Source organism: Marinobacter sp. C7, assembly GCF_022343555.1.
GTDB lineage: Bacteria > Pseudomonadota > Gammaproteobacteria > Pseudomonadales > Oleiphilaceae > Marinobacter.
This window is the reverse complement of sequence record NZ_JAKQZH010000001.1, coordinates 1,734,638-1,759,484: the sequence shown is the minus strand read 5'-3', so window position 1 is coordinate 1,759,484 and position 24,847 is coordinate 1,734,638. Positions and strand designations below refer to the sequence as shown.

Annotated in this window: 24 protein-coding genes; 4 read left to right on the top strand and 20 right to left on the bottom strand. The window is 56.8% G+C overall.

The genetic code is table 11. The annotated features are described in order from the left end of the window. Window positions 1-4 precede the first annotated feature (4 nt). The 12 genes from MD273_RS08120 to soxC all read right to left on the bottom strand — a co-directional run bounded on the left by MD273_RS08120 (window position 5) and on the right by soxC (window position 9,094). Window positions 5-940, bottom strand: a complete 936-nt coding sequence (locus tag MD273_RS08120; RefSeq protein ID WP_239037238.1) for an MBL fold metallo-hydrolase — start codon at window positions 938-940, stop codon at window positions 5-7. Window positions 941-981: 41 nt separating this feature from the next. Beyond that, window positions 982-1,740 carry a thiol:disulfide interchange protein DsbG gene (gene dsbG, locus MD273_RS08115; RefSeq protein WP_239037237.1) on the bottom strand — a complete coding sequence of 253 codons (759 nt, stop codon included), beginning with the start codon at window positions 1,738-1,740 and terminating at the stop codon, window positions 982-984. Window positions 1,741-1,772: 32 nt separating this feature from the next. Then, complete coding sequence (locus tag MD273_RS08110) at window positions 1,773-2,288, bottom strand: GlcG/HbpS family heme-binding protein (protein WP_239037236.1); 516 nt, start codon at window positions 2,286-2,288, stop codon at window positions 1,773-1,775. 28 nt (window positions 2,289-2,316) lie between these two features. Continuing rightward, complete coding sequence (locus tag MD273_RS08105; protein WP_239037235.1) at window positions 2,317-2,778, bottom strand: DsrE family protein; 462 nt, start codon at window positions 2,776-2,778, stop codon at window positions 2,317-2,319. A gap of 3 nt (window positions 2,779-2,781) precedes the next feature. Continuing rightward, window positions 2,782-4,539, bottom strand: a complete 1,758-nt coding sequence (soxB, locus tag MD273_RS08100; protein WP_239037234.1) for a thiosulfohydrolase SoxB — start codon at window positions 4,537-4,539, stop codon at window positions 2,782-2,784. Between the two features lie 93 nt (window positions 4,540-4,632). After that, window positions 4,633-4,938, bottom strand: a complete 306-nt coding sequence (locus MD273_RS08095) for a HEPN domain-containing protein (protein WP_239037233.1) — start codon at window positions 4,936-4,938, stop codon at window positions 4,633-4,635. Window positions 4,939-4,961: 23 nt separating this feature from the next. Further along, window positions 4,962-5,801, bottom strand: coding sequence for a sulfur oxidation c-type cytochrome SoxA (gene soxA, locus MD273_RS08090; protein WP_239037232.1), 840 nt, complete (start codon window positions 5,799-5,801; stop codon window positions 4,962-4,964). A gap of 51 nt (window positions 5,802-5,852) precedes the next feature. Beyond that, a complete protein-coding gene (soxZ, locus tag MD273_RS08085; protein ID WP_239037231.1) occupies window positions 5,853-6,164 on the bottom strand; it encodes a thiosulfate oxidation carrier complex protein SoxZ in 312 nt (103 codons plus the stop codon). 25 nt (window positions 6,165-6,189) lie between these two features. Further along, a complete protein-coding gene (soxY, locus tag MD273_RS08080; protein WP_239037230.1) occupies window positions 6,190-6,678 on the bottom strand; it encodes a thiosulfate oxidation carrier protein SoxY in 489 nt (162 codons plus the stop codon). An 18-nt stretch (window positions 6,679-6,696) separates the two neighbouring features. After that, complete coding sequence (gene soxX, locus MD273_RS08075) at window positions 6,697-7,050, bottom strand: sulfur oxidation c-type cytochrome SoxX (protein WP_239037229.1); 354 nt, start codon at window positions 7,048-7,050, stop codon at window positions 6,697-6,699. A 51-nt stretch (window positions 7,051-7,101) separates the two neighbouring features. Next, on the bottom strand, window positions 7,102-7,779 hold the full coding sequence (locus MD273_RS08070) for a c-type cytochrome (protein WP_239037228.1): 678 nt from the start codon (window positions 7,777-7,779) through the stop codon (window positions 7,102-7,104). Further along, window positions 7,763-9,094 carry a sulfite dehydrogenase gene (gene soxC / locus MD273_RS08065; RefSeq protein WP_239037227.1) on the bottom strand — a complete coding sequence of 444 codons (1,332 nt, stop codon included), beginning with the start codon at window positions 9,092-9,094 and terminating at the stop codon, window positions 7,763-7,765. The genes MD273_RS08070 and soxC overlap by 17 nt, the downstream gene beginning before the upstream one ends. 198 nt (window positions 9,095-9,292) lie before the next feature. On the opposite strand from soxC, the gene MD273_RS08060 reads away from it, so the two are divergent. Then, the gene (locus MD273_RS08060; RefSeq protein ID WP_239037226.1) at window positions 9,293-10,360 is read left to right on the top strand and encodes an MBL fold metallo-hydrolase; all 1,068 of its coding nucleotides are present in this window, start codon (window positions 9,293-9,295) and stop codon (window positions 10,358-10,360) included. 8 nt (window positions 10,361-10,368) lie between these two features. Here the strand turns inward: MD273_RS08060 and MD273_RS08055 are convergent, their stop codons facing one another. From MD273_RS08055 to MD273_RS08045, 3 genes are read right to left on the bottom strand one after another with little or no spacing between them, the layout of a single operon-like run. Next, entirely contained in the window at window positions 10,369-10,959 is a 591-nt protein-coding gene (locus tag MD273_RS08055) for an ATP-dependent zinc protease family protein (protein WP_239037225.1), read from the bottom strand. Then, a complete protein-coding gene (locus MD273_RS08050; RefSeq protein ID WP_239037224.1) occupies window positions 10,959-11,531 on the bottom strand; it encodes an acyl carrier protein phosphodiesterase in 573 nt (190 codons plus the stop codon). Before MD273_RS08050 ends, MD273_RS08055 begins: the two co-directional genes overlap by 1 nt. A 34-nt stretch (window positions 11,532-11,565) precedes the next feature. After that, window positions 11,566-12,105, bottom strand: coding sequence for an outer membrane beta-barrel protein (locus tag MD273_RS08045; RefSeq protein WP_239037223.1), 540 nt, complete (start codon window positions 12,103-12,105; stop codon window positions 11,566-11,568). 251 nt (window positions 12,106-12,356) lie between these two features. On the opposite strand from MD273_RS08045, the gene MD273_RS08040 reads away from it, so the two are divergent. After that, window positions 12,357-13,769 carry a TrkH family potassium uptake protein gene (locus MD273_RS08040; protein WP_239037631.1) on the top strand — a complete coding sequence of 471 codons (1,413 nt, stop codon included), beginning with the start codon at window positions 12,357-12,359 and terminating at the stop codon, window positions 13,767-13,769. 3 nt (window positions 13,770-13,772) lie between these two features. Here the strand turns inward: MD273_RS08040 and glgP are convergent, their stop codons facing one another. The 5 genes from glgP to glgC form a co-directional block, all read right to left on the bottom strand. After that, the gene (gene glgP / locus MD273_RS08035) at window positions 13,773-16,298 is read right to left on the bottom strand and encodes an alpha-glucan family phosphorylase (RefSeq protein ID WP_239037222.1); all 2,526 of its coding nucleotides are present in this window, start codon (window positions 16,296-16,298) and stop codon (window positions 13,773-13,775) included. 72 nt (window positions 16,299-16,370) lie between these two features. Beyond that, a complete protein-coding gene (locus tag MD273_RS08030) occupies window positions 16,371-16,733 on the bottom strand; it encodes a PilZ domain-containing protein (RefSeq protein WP_239037221.1) in 363 nt (120 codons plus the stop codon). Between the two features lie 100 nt (window positions 16,734-16,833). Then, window positions 16,834-18,315 (bottom strand): 4-alpha-glucanotransferase, encoded by a 1,482-nt coding sequence (malQ, locus tag MD273_RS08025; protein WP_239037220.1) that lies wholly within the window; start codon window positions 18,313-18,315, stop codon window positions 16,834-16,836. Beyond that, window positions 18,312-20,042 (bottom strand): glycoside hydrolase family 57 protein, encoded by a 1,731-nt coding sequence (locus MD273_RS08020; protein WP_239037219.1) that lies wholly within the window; start codon window positions 20,040-20,042, stop codon window positions 18,312-18,314. The genes malQ and MD273_RS08020 overlap by 4 nt, the downstream gene beginning before the upstream one ends. Then, window positions 20,032-21,297 carry a glucose-1-phosphate adenylyltransferase gene (glgC, locus tag MD273_RS08015; RefSeq protein ID WP_239037218.1) on the bottom strand — a complete coding sequence of 422 codons (1,266 nt, stop codon included), beginning with the start codon at window positions 21,295-21,297 and terminating at the stop codon, window positions 20,032-20,034. The genes MD273_RS08020 and glgC overlap by 11 nt, the downstream gene beginning before the upstream one ends. Before the next feature lie 194 nt (window positions 21,298-21,491). Here glgC and glgB point away from each other — a divergent pair, with 194 nt between their 5' ends. After that, a complete protein-coding gene (gene glgB, locus MD273_RS08010) occupies window positions 21,492-23,378 on the top strand; it encodes a 1,4-alpha-glucan branching protein GlgB (protein WP_239037217.1) in 1,887 nt (628 codons plus the stop codon). After that, complete coding sequence (gene glgA / locus MD273_RS08005) at window positions 23,375-24,832, top strand: glycogen synthase GlgA (protein WP_239037216.1); 1,458 nt, start codon at window positions 23,375-23,377, stop codon at window positions 24,830-24,832. The genes glgB and glgA overlap by 4 nt, the downstream gene beginning before the upstream one ends. The last annotated feature ends 15 nt before the right edge of the window (window positions 24,833-24,847 follow it).

Genomic DNA, 24,847 nt, shown 5'->3' with positions numbered 1-24,847 from the left:
TAACTCAGAAGTACTCGAATTCAAGATCCTGATAAACGCGCCCTGCATTTTTGGCGGCAAGTTCCTCATAGGTGTCGAGGTAAGACCACTGGGACTGGTCGATATTATAGGCATCGTCCAGTCCACCACCCTGCTCCAGGATCTCGGTCACGGCATTACGAAGGAAAACCAGGTACCCCCGGGTTTCTTTGGTGACAACATCCAGGGTGGTTGGTTCACCGTGACCCGGAATCACAATCGCCGGGTCCAGTTGTTCGGTCATCTTGTCGAAAGACTCGATCCAGGATCCGGTGTCGGTATCCTCGAAAACTGCCAGCAGGCGTTGATGGAATCCGAGGTCACCGGTAATCAGCAGCTTTTCTTCGGGGACCCACAGAGCAATGTCCCCGGGTGCATGCCCCGGCCCGAAGTAATGCAGCTCAATGGTCACATCTCCCATGTCCAGATCGTAGCGGTCCTCGAAACCGATGTCGGGCACTGCTACGTAGGTACCTTCGGCCTTTTCCTTGTTCCTGCGTTCCATTGACGCCAGTTTGGCTTCGCCCTGGTGCTCGAATTCCTTGATTGCCTCTTTCTGGGCAATGATCGGAACGCCCTGATCCCGCCAGTAACTGTTACCCAGCATGGAATGCCCCTGGGCATTCTCATTGGCAACGTATTTGACCTCTTTGTCGGTGATGCTGCGAATGGAATTATGGAAAGACTTCGCCAAAAGGTAGTTGTCACCGCCATTGAAGACCACCACGCCCTTATCGGTGATGATAAAGCTCAGGTTGTTGTTGTGACCGTGATTTTCGTAAGTGCCCGGGGCTGTCTCGCCGATGGCCGAGTAGACGCGGTCAGTTACTTTCGTGAGTTCCAGTTTATCCGGAATGCCATTGCCTGCCGAGACAACGCCCGGAACGATCAGTAACGCCAGAAACAGCCCTCGAAAACTCATGATTATTCTCCTTTTACAGCCCCCTGGGCCAACAGACATTGCTATTCCGGATACCGGAACACGGCCTCGGCCAGTGCCGAGTCATCAGGGAGACCGACAATCTTGTGCATTTTCCCGGCTGGATCCTTGTAAATAACCGAGGGGGTTGCCGCGATGGATAGGCTCTCCATCAATCGGTTATTGCTCTGGACCTGCTCCCGAAGCTCCTCGGGAACATTTTCCTCCGAAGCGAGCCAATCCCTGGGAAACTGGCTGTCATGGAACTCCAGCTGTTCCACCGGATTATCCGCTCCAAGTACGCTGGCAGCTTTCGCCAGACTGGAAGGCTGAATGATGCCCACCATGATGTGCCGCAGCTCGATTCCCCGCTCAAGGAATGGCTGCGCTTTTTCCCGAAACGCCACACAGTAACCGCAGTTGGGGTCGGAAAACACATAGACAATTCGTTCAGCATCCCGGGGACCCTCAGATACCCAGGCCGCATTCTCGAGTTTTTGCCAGGCACCGGTCAGATCCGGTTTGGGGAGCCAGTTCCGGATGTGACTTGCGCTCAGATCCTGACCGAAACCGTCAACCATCTTCCCGATGACGACGTGCTCGCCATCCGGCATAAGGTAAAGGGATACCGGATGTCCGTTCCGCCGTCCGACAAATCCTTTCAGCCCTCCGGGTGCCTCAAAGGTGGCTTCCACCTTGAGACCTTCATCAACCAGTACCTGAACTGCGTCCGGATACGCCCCAACTGCCATCGCAGGAAGCATTAATAATGGGGAAACAACTTTCAGAACACTGCGTAGCATTATGATTCCCCTGCATGTTCAGAAAACGTCCATCAGAAAGACGCCATTTCCAGGTCCATTTCTACCGCGGCAACCCCCGCCAGGGCGCAGTTCTCATCCGTTTCCCCGGATGGAGCGCCGCTGACGCCGACACCACCGATGGTCTCGCCACTTGCCTGGATAGGAACGCCTCCACTTGAAAGCAGTACTTTATCGATCTTGCCGACGGAAAATGGCCCGGTGAAACGGTCTTCGAGGGACGAAGTGGGACTTGTGAAAGTCATGGCGGTGTAGGCCTTCCGATAACTGACTTCCAGGGCCAGATCCATGGCCAATACATCCCGCAATACCACCTGGGGATGCCCGCCCCGGTCCACTACCGTGACGGCCACCTGCACGCCTTGCTCCCGGCAGGTTTCGATGGCGGTTTTCGCGATAGTCAGGGCGGTGTCCATGGAAAGTTTCTTGATCTCCACCATCACCGGCTGGTCACTTTCCTGTGCGCTGCAAACACCTGCGGCAGCAAGAGCGGAGACGAGCATCAGGGATTTCGACAGCTTGGTCTTCATGGAACCCTTCCTTTATCAGGTCAGACGATCATGGGCGAACGAGTACATAGCCCTCCTCGACTACATCCAGGATATGGGCAACCCCGACGTCGACCGGGATGCTTTCTGGATGAAGCTCCGGACGGTTTCCGGTTTCTCGCTCGATGGTATCGATTGTGTTCATGCACACAGTGAATCGCACACCCTGGGCCATCAGGCTGCTGATCCTTTCCTGACGACTGTTATCGGCATACAGCAGACGCACACCCGGACCGAAGGTGGTTATCTCGATATCAATTGCGTCCGGGCCATAGTATTCCAGCAGGTTGCCGGCAATGCTCAGGACCTTGTCCTGTTTCTCGGATTCACCATCGCTCAATTGCAGCAGCAGGAATTTCTCGGCAAACGGCTTGCTGTCGGTTGCATGCTCTGCCTGAACAGAGGCTGCCCCTACCAGGAGCAACACCCCGAACAGCACAGCCGTGGTTTCAGCAAAGAAGTTCCTGCTCATCACTTAACCTGCGTAGTCTTCAAGCCCCGGGTTACCCGCTACATTCTTGAGGGCCGGCGTGTTGAACTTGTCGATCTTGACGGTTTTCTCCGATCTCAGATAATCGGCGACCACATCCCAGATCGGCCGACCGGGTGCGCGGGAATTTACCGTTGCCCAGCCTGCAACCTTGTACATCTTGTTAGCGTCAATCGGCTCTCCGTTATCCAGACGCATATCAGAGATGCGACCGTTCATATTGGCAGTGGGGTCGCAGGTGTAGTCCATACCGCCGACGCGAACCATATCGCCACCCTGCTGTCGATACGGATCCTTGTTGAACAGGTTGTCGGCCACGTCTTCCATGATCAGTTTCAGGTCGGCGCCGGACATTTCACGGACATAGGTTTCCGGATAGGTAATCGCTGTGGCATTCATCACGTCGTCCATGGTGATGTGTTCACCCGGGAGCACGGTCGTGCCCCAGCGAAAGCCTGGTGACAGCGAGATCTGGGCGTCCAGGACTTTTCGCTGCGCATCGCAGATCACCTGATCCATGGTGCCGTTAAAGTTGCCCCGCCGATAAAGCAGTTCGTCTGCGATGGCGAGTTTTTCACTCAGTTTGTCGATGTACGGTGCCCGGACATCCTGTATGAAACTGGTCATGGCCGCATCCGGTTTGATCAGGTCCGAAAAGACCGGCAGCAGCTTGTATTCATAGCCCCGAACGCCGTTATTGCCGATATCGAGATCCAGTACGGCGACGTATTTGCCGTTGGTGCCAGCATTGCTCACCAGGGTTTTGCCTCCCGGATTGCTGACTTCAGTCGGCTGCGGGACCGCGTCGTGGGTATGGCCGCCCAGAATGGCGTCGATACCCGTTACGCGGCTGGCCATTTTCAGGTCCACGTCCATGCCGTTGTGCGAAAGCACGATCACCGCGTTAACCTTTTCGTTTTCACGGATCTCGTCGACCAGAGACTGCATCTCGGCCTCCCGGATGCCCATGCGCCAGTCGGGAATGAAATAGGAAGGATTTGCAATCGGCGTATAAGGGAAGGCCTGGCCAATGACTGCAACGCGTTTGCCACCCAGCTCCCGGATTGTATAGGGCTTGAAAACACGGCCACTGGCCTCGTCATAGGCCTCTGCCCCCATGAACATGGCTTCATCCGAGAGGAACACGTTCTGGGCCAGGAACTCCCCCTTGAACGCACTGACATTCTTGCGAATCTGCTCTTCCGGGTAAGTGAATTCCCAGTGTGCGGTCATGATGTCGATGCCAAGGCGGTTACTCGCCTCAACCATGTCCTCGCCGTTGGTCCAGACGGCTGTGCCTGATCCCTGCCAGAGATCTCCGCCGTCCAGCAACAATGAGTTGCCTGCACCGGCCTGTTCACGGAGCTGGTCAATCAGGGTCTTCAAATGAGCGAAGCCGCCGAGCCTGCCGTATTCCTGCGCGGCTTCCGTGTAATTGAGATAGGTAAATGCATGGGATCGACGGCTATCCGACGGAATACCGAAATGATCCAGGAAATGCTGTCCCACCAGGTGCGGCACCCGGCCCTTACTGGGACCAATACCCAGGTTCACGTTGGGTTCACGGAAATGAACCGGTGACAACTGGGCGTGAATATCGGTGAGATGGAGCAGCCGGACATTGCCGAACTTCGGTGCGTCGTACAGTCCCTCGCCGCCTTTTGCCAAAGCAAGTTTCGGGGCAAGCCCGGCTACGGCTGCCGCTTGCATTGCCATCAGGAAGTCTCTGCGGGAAATTGACACTGCACTCTCCTTTCTTTGTCGTTATTGGAGTTAACCGGCTTCCCCGGAGCCCGTAATGCTCTCGGGAAAGCCATTTCCGTTCGGCAAACGGGTTCAGTTACCAATGGCGGCGTTCCGCCATGCCTCTTGCTGCTGTTTTCGTTGCGCGACCGACTCCTGGGCTAACTTGAGAGCCTGCCGGGCCATCGAGGCGGCTTTGTCATAGTCGCCGCTTTCAGCGGATGTTTTTGCCGCTTTCATCCTGTCGGTCGTCGTGGTCCATTGGAAGTTCCCGGCATCCTGATGGGTGCTCTGAGCCTTTGCATAGACTTCATTGAAGTCTTCTTTGGCCCCTGCCTGGGCAGCCAGCGGAACAGACAGGGCAAGCGAAATACCGATGGTCAGTAAAGGCTTGTTCATTGTGTTTCTCCCTTTCTGTTTCGTTATGGCCGGGTAGCCGGGCCAACAACCGGCAGACCGTTGCTCATGTATGTCAGGAAATACTCGAGGTTACGATATTCCTCACTCTGGGCCGGCAGCGGTTCCGCACGGACATTGTTATTGCAGCCGGCAAAACGGCGATGCAATGTGCCCAGTTCACCCCACTTCGAACGGTGTACCGGGAAGTTCGAAGGTTGCCCAAGCGCGGGCGACAGAAAGTCTGCCCGGATCCATTTGCCGGGGTTCTGGACATGACAGCTGGCACAGGAAAAATTCAGTTGGCCCCGCCGGCTGTAATAGAACTCCTTTCCATCCTGGTAGGCCGCCAGAGCATCGGGATCGTCAGGCACCTCGATATTGATGGGCTTGCCCTCGGAGGTGGATGCCATGTAAGCAGAAATTGACGCAATGGCCCCTTTCTTCCATCTCAGAGGCTCCTCACCATTGGCCTCACGGCAACGGTTTATGGCGAGCTCAAGCGTGATCACTTCCTTCTTTTCTGTATCGAAGTACGGATAGTTCTGTCGAATACCGATTCCACCATTCTCGAAGCAGCTGGCGTAGGTCTTGCCATTGGCAAACGGCGTTTCGAACATCTCCTTGCCCTCGGCCACCGCAAACTCGTAGGGTGGAAAATCCTGCATTGATTCCCACTGCTTGCGACGATCTTCGTTCAGTGCGTACTGGCCGTTCACGAACTCCTCGAGCGGTACATCGGGGAACATCTGCTTGAAGTATTCAACCGTTTCTTTCCGGTCCTCTTCCGGTGTAGCTCCCGCCAATGCCTGTGGCATCGCAAGCGCCGCTCCGAGCGCGACCAGAATGACTTTCGCTTTAAGCATGTCCAATCCTCCTTTGCGGCGGTTCAGGGTGAGCCTGTCCGCCGACAATCTTCAGGCGATCGTTGCAGTGGTTGAATCGCTTTCGCCCTCGTTATCGATCCAGCTGATGGTGAGTTCGTCACCCTTTTTGGCTCCCTTGAACCGACACTCAAGAAATGGATCCTTGGATACAGCCGGACCCCAGTTGGCAACGAACACGTTCTTGCCGTTATGGGAAATGGTCAGGACTTTTATGAAGTGGGCCGGAATAACATTACCTGCCGAATCCTTTACAAACCCTGAATCCATCGGATGTCGAACCAGGGCTTTCAGTGATGTCACACCGTTATTCTCTACTGCACGTACTCTGATACTGGACGCCATTGTTGTTCTCCTGTCCGTTTAACTGTTAGCCGCCACAGCCGCCAACGGTCACTTTCACGTTCTGGGTTGCCTTGTAGGCTTTGCCGTCAGAAATCACGACTGCCACCACATCGGTCGTCTCCGCCATCTTCAGGCGATTCGATACGAAGGGCATCGTGCCTTCGGGAATATCAAAATAGGCCGCCAGGGCATTCGGGTTCTTGGCCACCAGAAGCGCGATGCCGGTTACGTTCGGAAGCGCGGTTTCAACAGTGACGGGTACGACCGCACCATTTTGCGCAATCGTAGGCAGATCCATGGTGATCTGGTCGGATTCAGTCGCTTCCATGCCATAGAGTTCTGCAATGGTCTCGTCCACACCCGGGGTACCGAATGCCTTCTCCGGCCAATCGGACGCATCCGGAGCCGTGGCGGCTTCGACGCGCAGCGGCACGATGCCGGAACCCAGTGCAAAGGTGGCAACACCTGCACCCAGCACCCCCTTCAAAAAGCCTCTTCGCCGTTGATCAATCACGGTAACTCCTCCTCGCATTTACAGCGTGTACAGGTAATCAATGACCCGGTTGATTTCTTCTTCGCTCAGGATCATGTGTCTTCCGAATGGCGGCATCACCGTCATCGGATTGAACTGGGTCTCGTCCCAGATGCGTTTGAACAGAATTTCGCGGTCGGGATAGCGGGTTTTCATATCCACAAGTTCCGGACCGATGTTTCCGGTCAGCTTGCCGTCATCCATCTTGTGGCAGGCAAGGCAGTTTCCGTCCTTGCGGCTGAAAGCAAGTTCCTTGCCCCGGTCAATATCGGCCTGGGTAGGTTCGGCGAACACCGGTGCTGTGGCACTCAGTGCGAGTGTGGTCAAGCACACGGAAATTAACCCTTTTCGCATCACGCAGTCCTCCTCGGCACTCATTGGAGCTTTTGCTCCGGTTCAGCCTTCTTATTCTGTAATCCCCTCGTCGAGGGGGCCGGTCGTGCTTGGTGTCAGGTTTTTCCCCGCTGCCGAGTCAGAGACGGTTACCTCTTCCTTGCAGTCTTCCATGCAGCGTTCGTTTTGAACGACAGGGCGCGGGTCCTCCCAGGTGAAACCGTCGTGATTCGGCATCACCACCTCAGGAAGCGTCTCCTTGTTGGCGACAAAGTCACCGTCCACGATGTAATTCAGGTTCAGTACATAAGCAGTGAGGGCATAGACCTGGTCATCCGTCAGCGACTGGGGCGCGAAGAACGGCATTGCCCTATGAATGTAATCCCAGAGGGTTGAGGCGTAAGGCCAGTAGCTACCGACGGTCTTCTCAGGACGGTCTTCGGTCAGGCTGCCCTCGCCACCGGCAAGTTTGGGGTAGCGTCCCATGCCCTCGCCGAAGGCGCCGTGACAGGAGGAACAGTAGGTTTCAAAAACCTGCATGCCTTCATCCACGGAACCACTGCCTTCCGGAAGCCCCGTCCCGTCCGGGCGGACATCAATATCCCAGGCAGCGATCTGTTCCTCGGTCGGGGATTCACCGTACCCGTAGTGCCCCACCGACTCGGCAGCGCCAAGCATGGGCATGGACGCAAGAAGGAAACCAGAACAGACACCGGTAAAGACGCGTGACGATTTATGAAAGCTGAACATTGACCACACTCCCGTCTCCGTTGACTTTCCAGGTCTGGATCGCGTTCTTGTGATAGATGGAATTGGTACCTCGGGCTTCCCGGAGCTGCGCGAGCGTCGGTTGCACGTACCCGGTTTCATCAATTACCCGGGACTGGATAAGCGCAGGGTTACCGTCCCATTTCCACTCAAGGGAGAAGCGGGTCAGTGACTTCGACATCACCGGCTCTCTCAGCTGGGCCTGCTGCCAGTTCTGGCCCCCGTCGACCGAAACGTCCACTGCCTTGACCTTGCCCCGGCCGCTCCAGGCAAGCCCTTCGATCTGACAGATGCCTTTGTTCTTCAGCGGCATTTCCGGACACGGCGACGTGATGACGGACTTGGCTTCCATGACCCAGGTGAAGCCGTGGGCGGTGCCGTCCGGCATCAGATCGGTGTACTTCGAGGTTTCCTCACGCTGCATCCAGGGCTTGTCCCCCACTTCCAGCCGGCGCAGCCACTTCACATGGGTGTTGCCTTCCCATCCCGGGACCACGAGGCGGACCGGATAGCCCTGCTCGCGGCGCAGCGCCTCACCATTCTGGGCATAAGCGACAATAACGTCGTCCAGCGCCTTCTCCATGGGAATACTGCGGGTCATGGCTGCACCATCAGCGCCCTCGGCCAGGAGCCACTTACCTTCGGGTTTGATGCCGACTTCCTGCAGCAGCGTAGAGAGTCGAACCCCAGTCCATTCGGCGCAGCTCACCATGCCGTGCAGGAACTGGAGAGAGTTAAGCTGGGCCCCCCGCCATTCCATACCACCGTTCGCGGGACACTCGATGAAGTTGATCTGGGAAACACTGGGAAACCGCTGGAGATCCTCCATCGAGAGGATGATCGGGCGTTCCACGAGACCGTGAATCATCAGGCGGTGCTGTTGCGGGTCAACTTCCGGTCGACCGGCATGATGGCGTTCGAAGAAAAGACCGTTTGGAGTGATGATCCCTTTCAGATGCTGAAGAGGGGTAAAGCTGATGGATGAAACTTTGTCAGCGGTCAGCCAGGGGACATTCCTGCGGATAACATCTTTTTCGAACGGTGATGGTACGCCGTAGGGGTCAGTCACCACGCCGGGGCCGAGGGATCGGGTCCATGGCGGAATCTCGGGTGGGTACTGTGTCGCTGCGAGAGCCTTGGGGGCGACACCCGCGAGGGCGCCTCCGACCATGGCACCACCCGCGGTGAACAGGCCACTTCTGAGAAAACGTCTGCGTTCTTCTGAGGGTAAGCGTTCTGACTCTTCCAGGGCTATTTTGGACACATCCCGGTTGAGTCGGCGGAGTTTGCCGAGCATATAGTTTTTCTCCTCCTTCGATGCCTTCTAAGGGCAGTCGGCCGGCAATCAGCAGGTCACTGAAAGGCGGTCTTGTTGTTTCTGTTATAAGGATATAATTTATTTATAAACCTCTCGTTTTCAGGTTACAAGTGGTTTTTGAATCGGGATTCATAGGACGTTTGTCGCAAAAGGGGCTTCCCGATTTCCTGGGAATTGATGGAAATCAATGTCAATACAGGCACTTACATGGCAAGGAATCAGATCAAGGGAGGGGCTGGAATGCGGGCAGAAAAAATTGGTGTCAGCGTCAGACTTATCGGGATATTCGTGGTAATGGCTATCGGCTCTGGCGCAAAGGCGGCGGAATCGTCTTCTGGCTATCCCCCGCTCTCGATTCCGTTTGAGGCCGAACCGGTAAGTGCTGAGAACGTTTACTATTTTTCCGGTCAGTCCGGTGTGCCCAGTCAGCAAAACGAAGGCTTCACAGCGAACGCAGGGTTTGTCATTACAGAAGAGAGCGTTGTGGTGTTCGATGCCCTGGGGACGCCAAGCCTGGGAGCGGCGATGATCGACAAAATACGCGAAATGACCACCCTACCCATCTCTCACGTCGTTATCTCCCATTATCATGCAGATCATGTTTACGGCCTTGAGGCGTTCAGGGAGCTGACGGACGCCCAGGTGATTGCCCAGGAAGCATCCAGTATCTATATCAATAGCCCGGATGCAGATAAGCGGCTGCAGCAGCGCAAGCAGGCGCTTTCACCGTGGGTGGGTGAAAGTACCAAGGTGGTCCCTCCGGATGTGACATTTAAGACTGAGATAGCATTGGAATCTGGCCAATTCAGGTTCAGGGTCGTGCATGCCGGGCCGGCACATTCGCCGGATGACAGTCTGATGATGGTTCAGCCGGCGGGGGTTCTGTTCTCCGGAGACATCATTCAGCATGGACGTGTGCCCTACCTTGCCAGCTCAGAAGTGGATACGGGTAACTGGATGCAAGCTATTGACAAGGTGCGGGAAATGAAGCCGAAGATCCTGATTCCCGGCCATGGCAGTGCCTCCGAAAATGCCATGGAGGCGTTGAATTTTACCTACGACTACCTCGGGTATGTCCGGGAACAGATGGGAGCTGCCGTCGAGAACTGGATTCCATTCGAGGACGCCTACGAAGCGGCAGATTGGTCCCGATATAAGGGCTTGCCTGCGTTCGAGGCGTCCAACAAGGCCAACGCCTACCGGGTTTACCTTGAAATGGAGAAAGCCGCGCTGGGTGGCGGCTAGGAATGGTATCAGCGAACCACTTTGGCTTGCTGATTCTCTACGAGCTCCTCAAGGCTGCTGTATTCGCAGTCCTTGCTGGCAAGGAAGCTGTCGGAGGAGTCGACCAGGATGTTATCGTCTCGCATGAAACGCCGGCCCAGAAGCACCGGGTAGGAAAACTTGCCTCGGTCAGTCAGCGAGAACTGGGTGGTGTGGATTGTGCCTGCGATACAGAACTCGAGGTCCACCACATAACGGCGTTGTGAAGGAGCCCCCTTGCGCTTGATGAGAACGGTCCTGCGCACCGGCCGCTCCAGGACGATCACCACGTCGTCATGTTTGAATTCGCCCTCTACCGGCTGATCCTCGTGATCTCCGAGAGGGATCTCGAAGCTTACCCAGCGTTCGTCGTTACGGTTGAATTCTTCAACATTGACCGCGTGCAGGGATGAAGTCTTGGCACCGGTATCGAGCCGCGCCTTCAATCGCAGCCGGGTATCTTTCATGACCACCCACTCCACGAAACCGAGCGTTTCGGGAACCCTGTCTTCCTTTTCTTCAGCCATTGCCGAGGTGGCTGTCAGCGAGAGAATCATCAGAAAAATAGCGAGAATTCGCATTAAAACTCCTTCGCAATTGATTGAAGATCGGAGAAAAACCTTAGAAAACGTTGCTCCAGCTCCGGGCCGTGAGCCTGGATCTCATCGATGATCCCGTCAAACCGGTTCGGAAACCGGACGCGGGCTGCCACACGGTCCAGGGCCTGCCCGATGTTATCCAGATCCTGGTACGCGCCGAACCAGTCGTGATCGATCATCCGGTCCGTAACCCGGGCCATCTGCGGTGGCATCAGGTGTCGGTTCTCGCGCAGTTCCCGATAGGTGCGACGGATGAACCAGTCACAATCCCGATCACTGAATGTGTGCCAGTTCTTGAGCAGGAAATGGTCGTACAGAATATCCAGGGCCACACCGGCAAAACGGCGGCGGCGTTCTGAAAATAACCGCTTGGATTCAAGGACTTCGGGGTGGCGGTCAGTAAACGTATCGACAGCGAAATGGTGACGGACGCCCCGGTGGACTTCCCCCGGCAGCGCCGAAAGCTCAACGCCCCGGGTGAAGTCCCCAAGAATGCTGCCCACGCGGGCCTCAGCGGAATCCGGTGCGAGGAACACGTGGGCGAGATGGTTCAAAACGACTCCTCTTGGGTTAACTCAACGGGGACGATCAGAAATTGACCTGGATACCGACACCAAGGCCGTCGATCTCAACGTTGTCGTCGTCGTAATAACGCATGTACTCGAGGTTACCAGACAGGTTCGGTGCGAACTCCATGTTGGCACCAATACCGTAGGAAACGTCGGAGTCATCGTCTTCGGCGGAACCCGCTTCGAGTTCAATCCGGGTAAAGCCCAATACCGCATACGGAGTTATGGGGGACTCATTGGCCAGATTGAAGGTGGCGTAGCCCCCGTAGAAATTATCCACGGACACATCCACTCCGTTGATGGTGTCATCATCGACGCCAAAGCCCGCGCGGGCCTCAATCCCGAGAAATGGAGTTGCCATCACCCCGACCTTTCCCGAAAGAGTGCCTGTATCGGCGTCAAAGGGGCCGAGCTCGGCGTCCATAAACGTGTAATTCAGGCCGGCATAAAGCCCGCCAACACCGGATTTGTACATGTCCTGAGCTTGCGCCGCTCCGCTGGCCACAATGCCTCCTGAAAGGGTTGCCAGCGCCAGCGCGAGAGATTTTGTACGTGTCATGGTTTGTTCTCCTTAACCGTTCCTTTCGGTGTTCAACTATGAAAATGCACCAACCCCACGATGTTTGCCATAGTAAAGATCCGAATTTACCCGTTATTTACGACGATTTAATTCGTGCTTCATGCCTTGCCAAGGCCCTGATTGCCTTGCGGAAGGCGGGGGCGGCAGGTATTCTGGCGCGGTCTCCCGGTTCAGCTGGCTAGAGCATCCATTTGAGAAATCTAAACCCTGTCATCTTTATTGTCAGCGTTATGTTTGTGCTTCTCAGCATATTCATGACGTTACCGGTGATTTTTCTTGCCGGGTCCGAAGCGCCGAATGCCATGGCGTTTGCGGAATCGGCTGCCATTGTCTGCGTTCTCGGCATACTGGGTATCGTCACCACCTATAACCAGCCGCGGGACCTCAAGCCGCGATTCATGTTCGTGCTCACCGTATCCAGCTGGTTCATCATCGCCCTGCTGTCATCCCTGCCCTTCTACCTGAGTGATCTGCACTTGTCCGCCGCTGATGCCTTTTTCGAGGGCACGTCGGGGATAACCACCACGGGCGCAACTGTCCTGAGCGGACTGGACGACATGGACCCGGACCTGTTGCTCTGGCGCTCGATACTGCAGTGGATTGGAGGTATCGGGATCATCGGCATGTTCGTTGCCGTGCTCCCGTTCCTCCGGGTGGGGGGCATGCGTTTGTTTGCCACCGAATCCTCCGAATGGACGGACAAGGCACTGCCACGAATGAAGACCCTCAGTCGTGGGCTTTTGTTTGTCTACGTGGCGTTTTCGGTGATCGCGGTCCTCACCTACTGGTTATCCGGCATGAGCCTGTTTGATGCATTCAACCACGGTCTCACCAGTATCGCGACGGGTGGTTTTTCCACCTCCGATCTTTCCATGGGCAAGTTCAACGATCTGATTCTTATGGAGGCAACGCTGTTCATGATTATCGGAAGCTTGCCTTTCTTCCTGTTTGTACGTGAAATGCATGGCCAGCATGGTGTGCTGTTTCGGGATCAGCAGGTGCGAATGTTCCTGGCCATTCTGCTGATTGTTCCGGCACTGCTTACGCTCTACCGCTGGTGGGTATCACCGGTGCCCTTTGATCCGCTGCACAACTACGCCTCGACGCTGTTCAACGTCACTTCCGTGGTTACGACCACCGGCTATGCCTCCGAGGATTACAGTGCCTGGGGTCCGCTGGCATTTGTCCTGTTCTTCTTCCTGATGTTCGTCGGCGGGTGTTCAGGATCAACGGCAGGGGGTATGAAGATTTTCCGGTTTCAGTTATCCCTGATAATCCTCAGGGAGCAGTTGATGAGGCTTCTGCATCCGCGGGCGGTGCTGACCCGAAACTATAACGGGCGTTCTGTCAGCGACGAAATCATCTCTTCAATGATCGCCTATACCTTTATATTCCTGCTTTGTCTGCTGCTGATCACGGTCGCCCTGGCCGCCCTGCAACTCGATTTCATTACTGCTTTGTCCGGGGCACTCACTTCCCTGACCAATGTGGGACCGGGGCTGGGGGAGATTATCGGTCCGGCCGGCAATTTCGGCCCTCTCCCGGATGCTGCCAAGTGGGTTCTTTCGGTTGGGATGCTGATGGGGCGACTTGAGATCCTGAGCGTGGTGATTGTGCTCTCACCCGCTTTCTGGCGGGGCTGAGCACTACCTTAACCAGAGTACCGACGAATTCTCCAGCGGCAGGTTCAGGCGATCATCTCTTACCCGGACCCGGGGGGTGTAGTGCCCTTCCGGACGCGCAGGAACCGTACACTGGTAAACCCATCCACAGGCAGAACCCTCCATAGCCTGTTTTCGCTCCATGGAATGTGCCTGTCTGGGCCCGTATTCTGAAGCTTCTGTCACCAGCTCGACCTCTATGCGCTCCGGCGGTACTCCGTCCAGGTAGACATCCACGGTGAAGAGCTGCGTATCACCCTGCTCTTCAACCTCGATCGAGGTGAATCGGAGCCTCGACCAGTGGGCACTGATCTCCCGGGACTCCTGGACCATAGCGTGTGCTGTATCCGGGTCACGCTGGCAGCCCATCGCAACCATGGGCTGGTAGAACCTCTCCACGTATTCGCGAACCATTCTGTTGGCTGAGTAGTGGGGAGTCAGCTGGTCCATACTGGCCCGGATCATCTTGATCCAGTCCTGCGGCCGGCCCTCCTGGTCAACCCGGTAAAATGCCGGGACCACCTCATTCTCAAGAAGATCAAACAGCTCCCTTGCATCCGCTGCATCGTGGTCGTTGGTATGGCTCAGTTCTTCGAACGTGGCGCCGGGCCGGATGGCCCAGCCGACATCGGGATTCCATGCCTCAGCCCACCAGCCATCAAACTGGGACAGATTCAGGCCACCGTTCACAAGGACTTTCATGCCGCTGGTACCGCAGGCCTCCCAGGGATGCCGGGGAGTATTCAGCCAGACATCAACGCCCTGTATCAGTTGGTTTGCGACCCCCAGATCGTAATCCTCGATGAATACCACCTTGCCCTCTGCTTCCGGACGGCGAGAGAAGTGCTTCCACCTCCGGATCAGTGCCTTACCCGATTTGTCATAGGGGTGCGCCTTGCCAGCCAGAACGATCTGAACAGGCTTGTCCCGGTGATTGAGTAGCGAAAGCAGGCGCTCAGGGTCACTGAGTAGCAGGTCCGGGCGTTTGTAATCAGTGAATCGCCGGGCAAAGCCCAGGGTCAGTGTTTCATTGTCGAGAAGAAGTCCGCAGGCAGCTGCCGGGTCATTTCCCGGGGTGTGCTCACAGTGCTGGCTGGCCAGGCGCTGACGCAGGTAGCGAATCAGGCGTTTTCTCTGGGCCAGCCGCATGTCCCACAGGTCCTGGTCCGAAATCGTGCCCATCGGACAGCTGGTTTCCATCGGGCGACGCCAGCGTTCCTTTCCGCAGGCGCGAGTCCAGAGTGCGTCCGACTCCGCGGAATCCCAGCTCGGCGTATGGATACCGTTGGTGACATAGTCAACCGGAATATCCTCTGCCGGCCAACGGGGGAAAAATGGCTGGAGTATCGTCTGGGAAACCTTTCTGTGAATCCGGCTGACACCGTTTACCCGTCCACTCATGTTGAGCGCAAGCCAGGCCATGTTCAGCAAAGGGTCGCCCGTGGCATCATGATCCGAATTGTGGGTCCCCAGATCCATGAGCTGATCCACAGTCAGATCGTGACCAGCAAGCCATGGGCTGAGGTAAAGCTCTATAAGACGCCTTGGAAAGCGGTCGAACCCGGCGGCAACAGAGGTATGGGTTGTGAACAGGTTGGTTGCCCTGGTAGCCATGCGGGCCGTATCAAAGTCGCGCTCTTTGTCAAAGGCCCATCCGAAAGCCCTTTCAATCAGAGCCAGGGCGCAATGGCCCTCATTCAGGTGACACACCGCCGGATCTCTTCCCAGGGCCCGCAATAATCGCCATCCTCCGATACCGAGAACCATCTCCTGCTGTAGCCGTTTTTCCGGATCACCTGTGTAAAGTTCACTGGTGATACCCCGGTCGCCGGGTTCGTTGCGTGGATCGTTGCTGTCCAGAAGCAGAAGTTCGCAATGCCCGACCTGCCCGACCCAGGCTCTCAGGCGTAAATCCCGGCCCGGCAACGGCACGATAACGCGAAGCCATTGGTCATCCTTATCCCGTAGCGGGGATACCGGAAGCATGGTGGGATCATTGTAGGGATAGAATTCGAGCTGCTCACCATCGGTACTTATGGCCTGGCGGAAGTAGCCCTGCTGGTAAAGAAGCCCGACGGCCGTCACAGGAACACCGAGATCGCTGGCCGCCTTCAGGTAGTCTCCCGCGAGCACGCCCAGACCACCGCTATAGAGTGGCAGGGACTCGCTCAGACCATATTCCATGCAGAAGAAAGCAATACCACGATCCAGTTCATCGAGGTCCTGTTCGGAATACCAGGTGCGGGCCCGAACAAACCGTTCGTGGGCATCCATCTGCTCCCTGAACCGGGACAGAAACCCGGAATCCCGGCTGAGTTCATCCAGGTGGTCCCCTGCCACACTATTGAGAACCAGCCAGGCATTGCGGGTGCTGTCCCAGGTTTCGGGATCAAGGGTGCGCCATAACAGATCACTGCCATGATGCCAGCTCCACCTGAGATCCAGGGCAAGGGTGAACAGACCGTTCAGGGCCTCAGGCAACTGCCTGGGCCGGTAGGCCGCTAAAGTCATCTGTGTTCACATCCCCTTGTCTTGCGCCCTGGCCTTCGGTGTTTCCATGATAACTCCTGATGGGGCCATCAATCAGTGGACACGATACTTCGGGGAGGCATCATAGGTCATCGTTGCATGGTGGCTGGCCAGCCAGTTGAGGAGCTTGGAGATGCCGAGCGCATCATTATCCGCTCCATCAAAGTCAAGCCCCAGGCCATCCGGTGACTTCCTGATAACGTGGGCTTTGAGTCTGCGGAGCTGCTTTTCGGTTTTTTCCGGGTAACAGAGTTCCAGCTCAAGCGTCTGGTTCAGCTTCACATCGTCATAGTCTGTGGAAACGAAAACACCCCGGCGCGATGCATTGCGGACCTGTCCTGTGGCGACGGGCATTCCTCGTTTGTAGACAAGAAGTGAAAGTTTGCCGGGGACGCGCTTGCTGAGTCGGTGTTCCATTGGATCCTCCCTGAACAGATACAGCGTTAATCACAAATTGCCTGTTTTTTATACACCAGCACTTTCAGGATCAAATTGATGCCGGTCAATATGTGACCAGTCAAAGCCGAATTCGTTCATGCCGTGAAACTGCTTCCCGGATCTTTTCCGTAAGCTCGTCAGTACACCAGGACAGGTCCAGTTGCCAGGTCCAGTTGCCCTCAACCGTACCGGGGGTGTTGAAGCGTGCTTCTGAGCCAAGTTCCAGAAAATCCTGCATCGGCACAATGGCCAGCCAGCAAACGGATCGGAAGGCCGCATCCACAATTGGCCATGGCATGCCGGTTCCATCGGTACCGAGATATTGGTTCACATAGCCCCGGGTGTGGTCGTCCAGGCTTTGATACCAGCCCAGGCTGGTATCGTTATCATGCGTTCCGGTATACACAAGGTCACCGGGCTCGTGCCGATGCAGCAGATGGGGGTTGTCCGGGCTGCCATCGAAACCGAACTGGATCACCGTCATACCCGGAAGCCTGAAGTCCCTTCGCAGTTGCTCCACTTCGTTGCTGATAATTCCCAGGTTTTCCGCAACCAGCGGCAATCCCGGAAAGCGCTCGAAACAGGCCTTCAGGAAGCTGCGCCCCGGTCCGGCCACCCAATATCCAAACCGGGGTTCTGGCGTGGCAGCAGGAATCTCCCAAAAAGATTCCAGACCACGGAAGTGATCGATCCTGAGCAGGTCAAAGAGCTGGCGCTGGCTCTCGAGCCGTTGCAGCCACCACTGATATCCGTCATTGGCCATGGCGTGCCAGTCGTAGAGAGGATTGCCCCAGTGCTGGCCGTCCGGAGAAAAGTAATCCGGCGGCACACCGGCAACGACCGTCGGGTTGCCCTCGTCATCCAGCTTGAACAGGTGCCGGTTGGCCCAGACATCAGCACTGTCGTGAGCCACAAAGATGGGGATGTCACCGAACAGAAGAACGCCCTGCGCAGCAGCGTAATCTCTGAGTGAGTGCCATTGATACTGGAACAGGAACTGCTCGAACCGGATTGCCTGAACCGAATCCGCATTATTCCGGACGAATTCAGCCACGGCCTCGGGGTGCCTGTCGCGCAGTGGCGCAGGCCAATCGGGCCAACTCATACCCGGCAGCTTCTCCCGAATGCCACAGAAGATGGCGAAGTCTTCCAGCCAATCACCATGTTCGGCGCAGAAAACTTCGAATTCCGGGAAGCGCAGCTGGCCTTCACCGTTAAAAAACCGCTCGGCAGCCAGTTTGCAGAGGGCCCGCCTGTCAGCCTTTTCAGGCGGTTCAAGCTCTTCCGGCCTCAGTAATCCGAGCGTTACGAGTTCTGACAGGTCGATAAATTCGGGATTGCCCGCGTGCGCAGAAAGCGACTGGTAGGGGGAAAGGTCGCTGTGAGTCGGCCCCACCGGTAGTGTCTGCCAGACGCTGAGACCGCTCTTCGCCAGGAAATCCACGAACTGACGGGCGTTGGCTCCCAATATGCCGTATTGCCCCCGAAGTGCGGTCGGATGAAGCAGTACTCCTGCCCGGCGGGCCTCGAAGAGTCGCTGCGATATTTCCTCCGTACTCATGGCGCCTCTGCATCCCTGTCATGCCCGGGTCGCATAGCCCCACCCCGGGCGGGCTCACCACCGCCCTGGCTCAGTTGCTGGAACACTGACGGGGGTGCGGGATATCCAATCTGTTCGTACAGGTTAACCAGGTGCCGACGGTACAGACGCTCGAAGTCCTGGACGATCTGGGCTGGATTATAATCGCCGAACCACCAGAACCAGTCAGATCCCTCACACAGGGCGAGCTGGCGCTGCGCGGCTCGCTTCTCGTCCGAATTCAGGCTGCCGTTGTCCATGACCCTGTCATAGTGATTTTTTGCCTCGCACAACAGGTCCCACGCACGGTTCTTGTCGGGGTCGCCAATCCAGGTGGAGAAGGTGCCATAGATCCAGCTTCCGGCGACCAGATGGGGCAACACTACCGGTTCGGATACCGGTTCCTCGAGCAGTTCCCGGTAGGTTGTCAGCTTCAATCGGGGGTGGTTTTCAAGAACCGAGTAAAGCCGATCGAGGAAATGGATGCCATTTTCCGGGTAATACTCCCAGGCGTTCTCGCCATCCAGGATCACAGAGATAACCGGCCGGGCTTTTCCTTTCGCATGCGCAGCGATATTTTCCATGTGGTGGACCAGGTCTCCGACTGCATCGTCGGCATGCCAGTCCGCATAGGTAAATCCGATCAGGTCGGAGAGCCCATCGTCCCGGAAAAAGACCATTACATCGGAGTCGCCGAACCGGAAAGGCTGGTGAATGCCCGCTTCCTCAGGCAATTCCTCTTTTTCCCGGGCCAGATTGATGCTGTTGTGAATCACAGAGTCCCCGCTGGCCGTCCATCGGAACCCGTGTTTCCCCAGCTGGCTCAGAGTTGCCTGGCTCAGTCCGCCCTCCGAGGCCCAGCAGCCCACGGGATCAATGTCGAAGAAGCGCTTGAAGGTTTCCCTCGCCTGCTGCAACTGCCAACTCGCCCTTAATTCGCCTCCGGGGTATCGGGAATGGGATGGCAGGGTTATGTCTGGCATGGCCTCCCTGGCCGACTCCAGATCCAGCAATAGCGGCAGGATCGGATGAGTGTACGGACTGACGGAGAGCTCCACTTGTCCATTCTTTGCCAGATGCCGGTATCTTGGCCCGATCCCCGACATAACCTCGAAAACCACATCAAGCAGTGCCTTCCGGTCATCCAGACTGAATCCGACCCCTTTTTCCTGAAGGCTCTGAACACAGGAATTGCGCTGGCGCACGGTTTCGCCCATCCAGCCCAGGTGGTACCAGACCAGAAGGTCGCTAAGGAAGGTCGGTGCTATGTAACGCTGGATGTCCGGTTTGGAGCGATAGAATTCAGCCAGGTCCGCAAGGCGGGAATATGCCGGGAAACGCTTGATAATCCGATCCGGGTTGGCCCTCAGGGCTTTGTTCATCAGGTCCAGAAACGCCGGGCTCCCCGTGTCGGGCAAGGATTCTGAGACCAGGGCCGCCAGGAGCGGATCCCCAATGTCCCCGGCGCCATGACGCCATCGCTCGATCTGGACCAGATAGTTTTCGATCTGCTCCAGCAATACCGGGGCGAAGTTCACGACGGCCCGAGCCGCTGGATGGGCCTCAAGGTGCGCTGCCATGTCGCTGTAATCCTTGATGGCATGCAGGTAAACCCACGGGAACAGAAACTGGCCGGTTTTCACATCCTGGTAGCCCGGCTGGTGCATGTGCCAGCAAAGCACGACGGGTGTTTTTTTGTCAGAGGCCATGGGGATAGTCCTGCCCGAGCATCTCGGGGGTTACCAGAACAATTCCTTTCGGGGACACATAGAAGCGCTTGCGGTCTTCGTCCTCGTCAAATCCGATTTGGGTCCCTTCCGGGATCTTGCATCCACGATCAATCAGGGCGCGCTGAATTCTGCAATTCCGCTCGATCTCCACATCGGGGTAAATCACCGAATCAGACACCTCGCTGAAAGAGTGAACCCTGACCTGGGAAAACAGCAACGAATGCCGGACCATGGCGCCAGAAACAATGCAACCTCCGGCAACCATCGAATCCACGGCGGTACCACGGCGGTTTTCATCGTCAAAAACAAACTTGGCGGGCGGCAACTGTTCCTGATAGGTCCAGATCGGCCAGTTCGAGTCGTACAGATTCAGCTCGGGGCTCACCCCGATCAATTCGAGATTGGCCTTCCAGAGGGAATCGATCGTACCCACATCCCGCCAGTAGGCGGGCCCATTCTGCACCGGATCCTTGAAAGGGAACGCCATGACCCTCAAACGGCGGATCACCGAGGGGATAATGTCCTTGCCGAAATCGTGGGAGGAAGTTCCCTGTAACTGATGATCCCGGATGAGTTCCTCAAACAGGATTCGGGTACTGAACACGTAAATGCCCATGGAGGCCAACGCCCTGCCCGAGTTATTGGGCATGGGCCGGGGATTCGCGGGTTTCTCCTCAAATTCCCGGATTCTCATCTCGTCATCCACATCCATCACACCAAACGCGGATGCATCTTCGATGGGAACCTCTATGCAGCCAACGGTGATGTCCGCTTCACTCTCCACATGAGCGGCCAGCATGGTGCCGTAATCCATCTTGTAGATGTGATCGCCTGCCAGTATCAGGACATACTCGGGCTGGTGACTTCGGATGATATCAAGGTTCTGCAGCACAGCGTCTGCCGTGCCCTCGTACCAGGAGGTCTCAATCCTTTGCTGTGCGGGCAACAGCTCGACGAACTCGTCGAGCTCCCCCCGCAAAAACCCCCAACCCCGTTGAATGTGGCGAATCAGAGAATGGGATTTGTACTGGGTGATCACCCCCACCTGCCCTATGCCCGAATTGATGCAGTTGGACAGTGGAAAATCGATGATCCGGAATTTCCCGCCAAAAGGAACGGCGGGCTTGGCACGCCATTTGGTGAGATCGTGAAGCCGGGAGCCGCGCCCCCCGGCAAGTACCAGAGCGAGCGTCTGGCGAGTGAGGCGACTGACAAAACGCTTGGCCGTATGCATGAATCCTTCCCTGCAAACCATCTGGCTTGATGCTGTCTGCCGTGCGCCTTTGCGGCACATCGACAGCCCTCTTACCGCCGTAATAATATTAGAACAATATCACGGGATTATGACCTAGAATTGTTACAGGTCATTTTTTGAACGCGCATGCAGGCGTTCAATACCCGGGAACCCGTAAGGAAGATGCCTGGTCTATGGAAAGCCCCACCCTGAGCGACTTTGACTTATACCTGTTTGGTGAAGGACGTCACTGGCATATCTATAATGTGCTGGGTGCCCATATCCAGACCAGGGACGGTGTAGAAGGTGTGCGGTTCGCGGTCTGGGCGCCCAATGCTTCCGATGTGAGCGTCGTGGGCGACTTCAACGACTGGATTCCGGGCCACCATCCGATGACAGCGCACGGAGCTTCGGGCGTCTGGTCTGTATTCATTTCGGGGATTGGCGCCGGCGCCCGGTATAAGTTTGCGATTACCACCCGCGCCGGGAAACAGCTCTTCAAGACGGATCCCTACGGACAATTCTTCGAGTTACGCCCGTCAAATGCGGCCGTGGTGGTCCAACGTGGCAGTTACAGTTGGGGCGATGGTGACTGGCTGGCCCGGCGCAGCCAATGGGTCTGGCAAAAGTCCCCGGTTTCCGTCTACGAAGTCCACGCCGCGTCCTGGCAGCATCATGGATCCGGACGCTGGCTGACCTATCGGGAGCTGGCCGACCAGCTGATTCCCTACGTCCGGGAGCAGGGTTTCACCCATATCGAGCTGCTTCCGGTTACCGAACATCCTCTGGACGAGTCCTGGGGTTACCAGACGACAGGCTATTACGCTCCGACGAGTCGATTTGGCGAACCGGACGATCTTCGTTACCTGGTCGATCAGTGTCACCGAAACGGTATTGGTGTAATTCTGGACTGGGTGCCCGGTCATTTCCCGGAAGACGAACATGCCCTGGCGCGATTCGATGGCACGGCCCTCTATGAGCACGAAGACCCGCGTCGGGGACAGCACAAGGACTGGGGCACCCTGATCTACAATTACGGCCGCCATGAGGTCCGCAACTTCCTGATCGGCAGTGCCCTGTACTGGCTGGACACCTTCCACATCGATGGCCTGAGGGTGGATGCGGTGGCTTCAATGCTCTACCTCAACTACTCCCGCAATCCCGGGGAGTGGCTTCCCAACGTCCATGGCGGCCATGAAAACCTCGAGGCAATCGATTTCCTGAAAAACCTGAACCAGACCTGCCAGAGCCGTTTCCCGGGAACGCTGGTGATTGCAGAGGAATCCACCTCCTGGCCGCGGGTAACACGACCACCGGAAATCGGCGGGCTTGGGTTTAACCTGAAGTGGAACATGGGCTGGATGCACGATTCGCTGGAATACCTGCAACAGGACCCGATCTACCGTCAGTACCACCACGACAAGCTCACTTTCGGGTTGCTGTACGCATTCTCGGAAAACTTCATGCTGCCGCTCTCGCATGATGAAGTCGTGCATGGCAAAGCCAGCCTCCTTAACAAGATGCCCGGCGACGACTGGCAACAGAGGGCAAACCTGCGCCTGCTCTTCAGTTTCCAGTTTACCTACCCCGGCTCCAAGCTCTTGTTCATGGGAGGAGAGTTTGGCCAGCGGCGGGAATGGAGCGAGTCCCGTGAGCTGGACTGGTTCCTGCTGCAGTACCCAGAGCACCGGGGCCTCCAGAAATTGATACAGGACCTGAACGGCCTCTACCGGCGGGAGCCTTCGCTGCACGCACGCGATTACTATGGTGACGGCTTCGAGTGGATCGACTGCCATGACTCCCCGCAATCCGTTATCAGCTATCTCCGTCGCTCGGAAGATGAAGTTACAGTGGTCGTCATAAACTTCACCCCGGTACCCAGGCACCAGTACCGGATCGGCGTTCCATACAGCGGTCGATGGGTGGAGATACTGAATTCAGACTCCGAATATTATGGCGGGAGTAACGCCGGCAATCCCTACGGCCTCGAGGCCAGTGAGAAGCCCTGGATGGATCGCCCCTGCTCCCTCGAACTCACCTTGCCTCCCCTGGCCGCGATCATTCTCAGGCCTGCATCATGAAAAGGGTTCTGTTTGTTACCAGCGAGGTCTTCCCGGTGATCAAGACCGGTGGGCTTGCGGATGTTTCGGCCAGCCTGCCGGAGGCACTGAGCCGTCAGGAGTGTGACGTCCAGATTCTGTTGCCAGGATACCCGGCAGCACTTGAGGCCGCCCGGACCGCCGGCAGCCGGCGTAAGGCACGGCTGAGCATCGGCCAGTACCACGTTACCCTCTGGCGCACGAGACTGCCAGGAACCGCCGTCAGCCTCTGGCTGGTGGATTGCCCCGCCCTGTTCGACCGCCCGGGCAATCCCTACCAGAACGAGCACGGAGAAGACTGGTGGGACAACGCACACCGGTACCACTTGTTCTGCCGGGTCGGGGCAATGATGGCCAGTGGGCAGCTGGGTCTGGGATGGACCCCGGATATCGTTCACTGCAACGATTGGCAGTCCGCTCTGGTTCCCGTGTTCCTGGACCAGCTGCCCAAGCGACCCGGGACCGTTTTTACCATCCACAACCTGGCTTATCAGGGATTGTTTTCCCATGAGACATTCCGGGCGATGGGGTTGCCGGATTCTCTCTGGCGTTTTGACCGGCTGGAGTTCCACGGCCAGCTGTCTTTTATAAAGGGCGGCCTGGTCTATGCGGACAGAATCACTACCGTCAGTCCGACATACGCTCAGGAGATCCAGACGCCGGAGTTCGGTTATGGGCTGGACGGGCTTCTGAGATACCGGGCGGACCGGCTCTCGGGAATCCTGAACGGTATCGACACCCGGATGTGGAATCCCTCCGATGACCGCTATCTCGACTTCCACTATGGGCCAGACAATCTCGGCAATAAGGCACAGTGTAAGGCCAGAGTACAGCAACAGCTGGGTCTGGCGGTCAATGACGCGCCTCTGTTCGGGTCGATCGGGCGGCTGGTTGAGCAGAAAGGTGTCGATTGGGTGCTGTCGGTCATTCCCCCCCTGCTGAAGAAAGGCTGCCAGTTTGCCATTCTGGGCTCCGGCGAGGCCCGCTATACCGGTCCACTTCGGAACCTGGCGCGCGCGCATCCTGAGCAGGTGTCACTGACCGTGGGTTATGATGAACCCCTGGCTCACAGGATCACCGCTGGCGCCGACATGTTCCTGATGCCTTCCCGTTTCGAACCCTGTGGTCTCAACCAGATGTTCAGTCTGCGCTACGGGACCATTCCGGTTGTGCATGCCGTAGGGGGACTGAAAGATACCGTGGTCGACCCGGGCCACGCAGCAGGTAACCGGGCCACTGGTTTCTGTTTTGACAGGCCCAACGAGGATGCCTTCCTGCACGCTATCGACCGGGCTCTGGAGCACTATCACAACCGCAAACAATGGGGCCGCCTGCAGCGCAACGGCATGGCAGGTGATTATTCCTGGAAGTACCGGGCCCGTGAATATCTGGGGCTCTACCAGTCGATTCTGAATGAGCAATGCAAACGTCAATGAAAACCAGACCGAAGG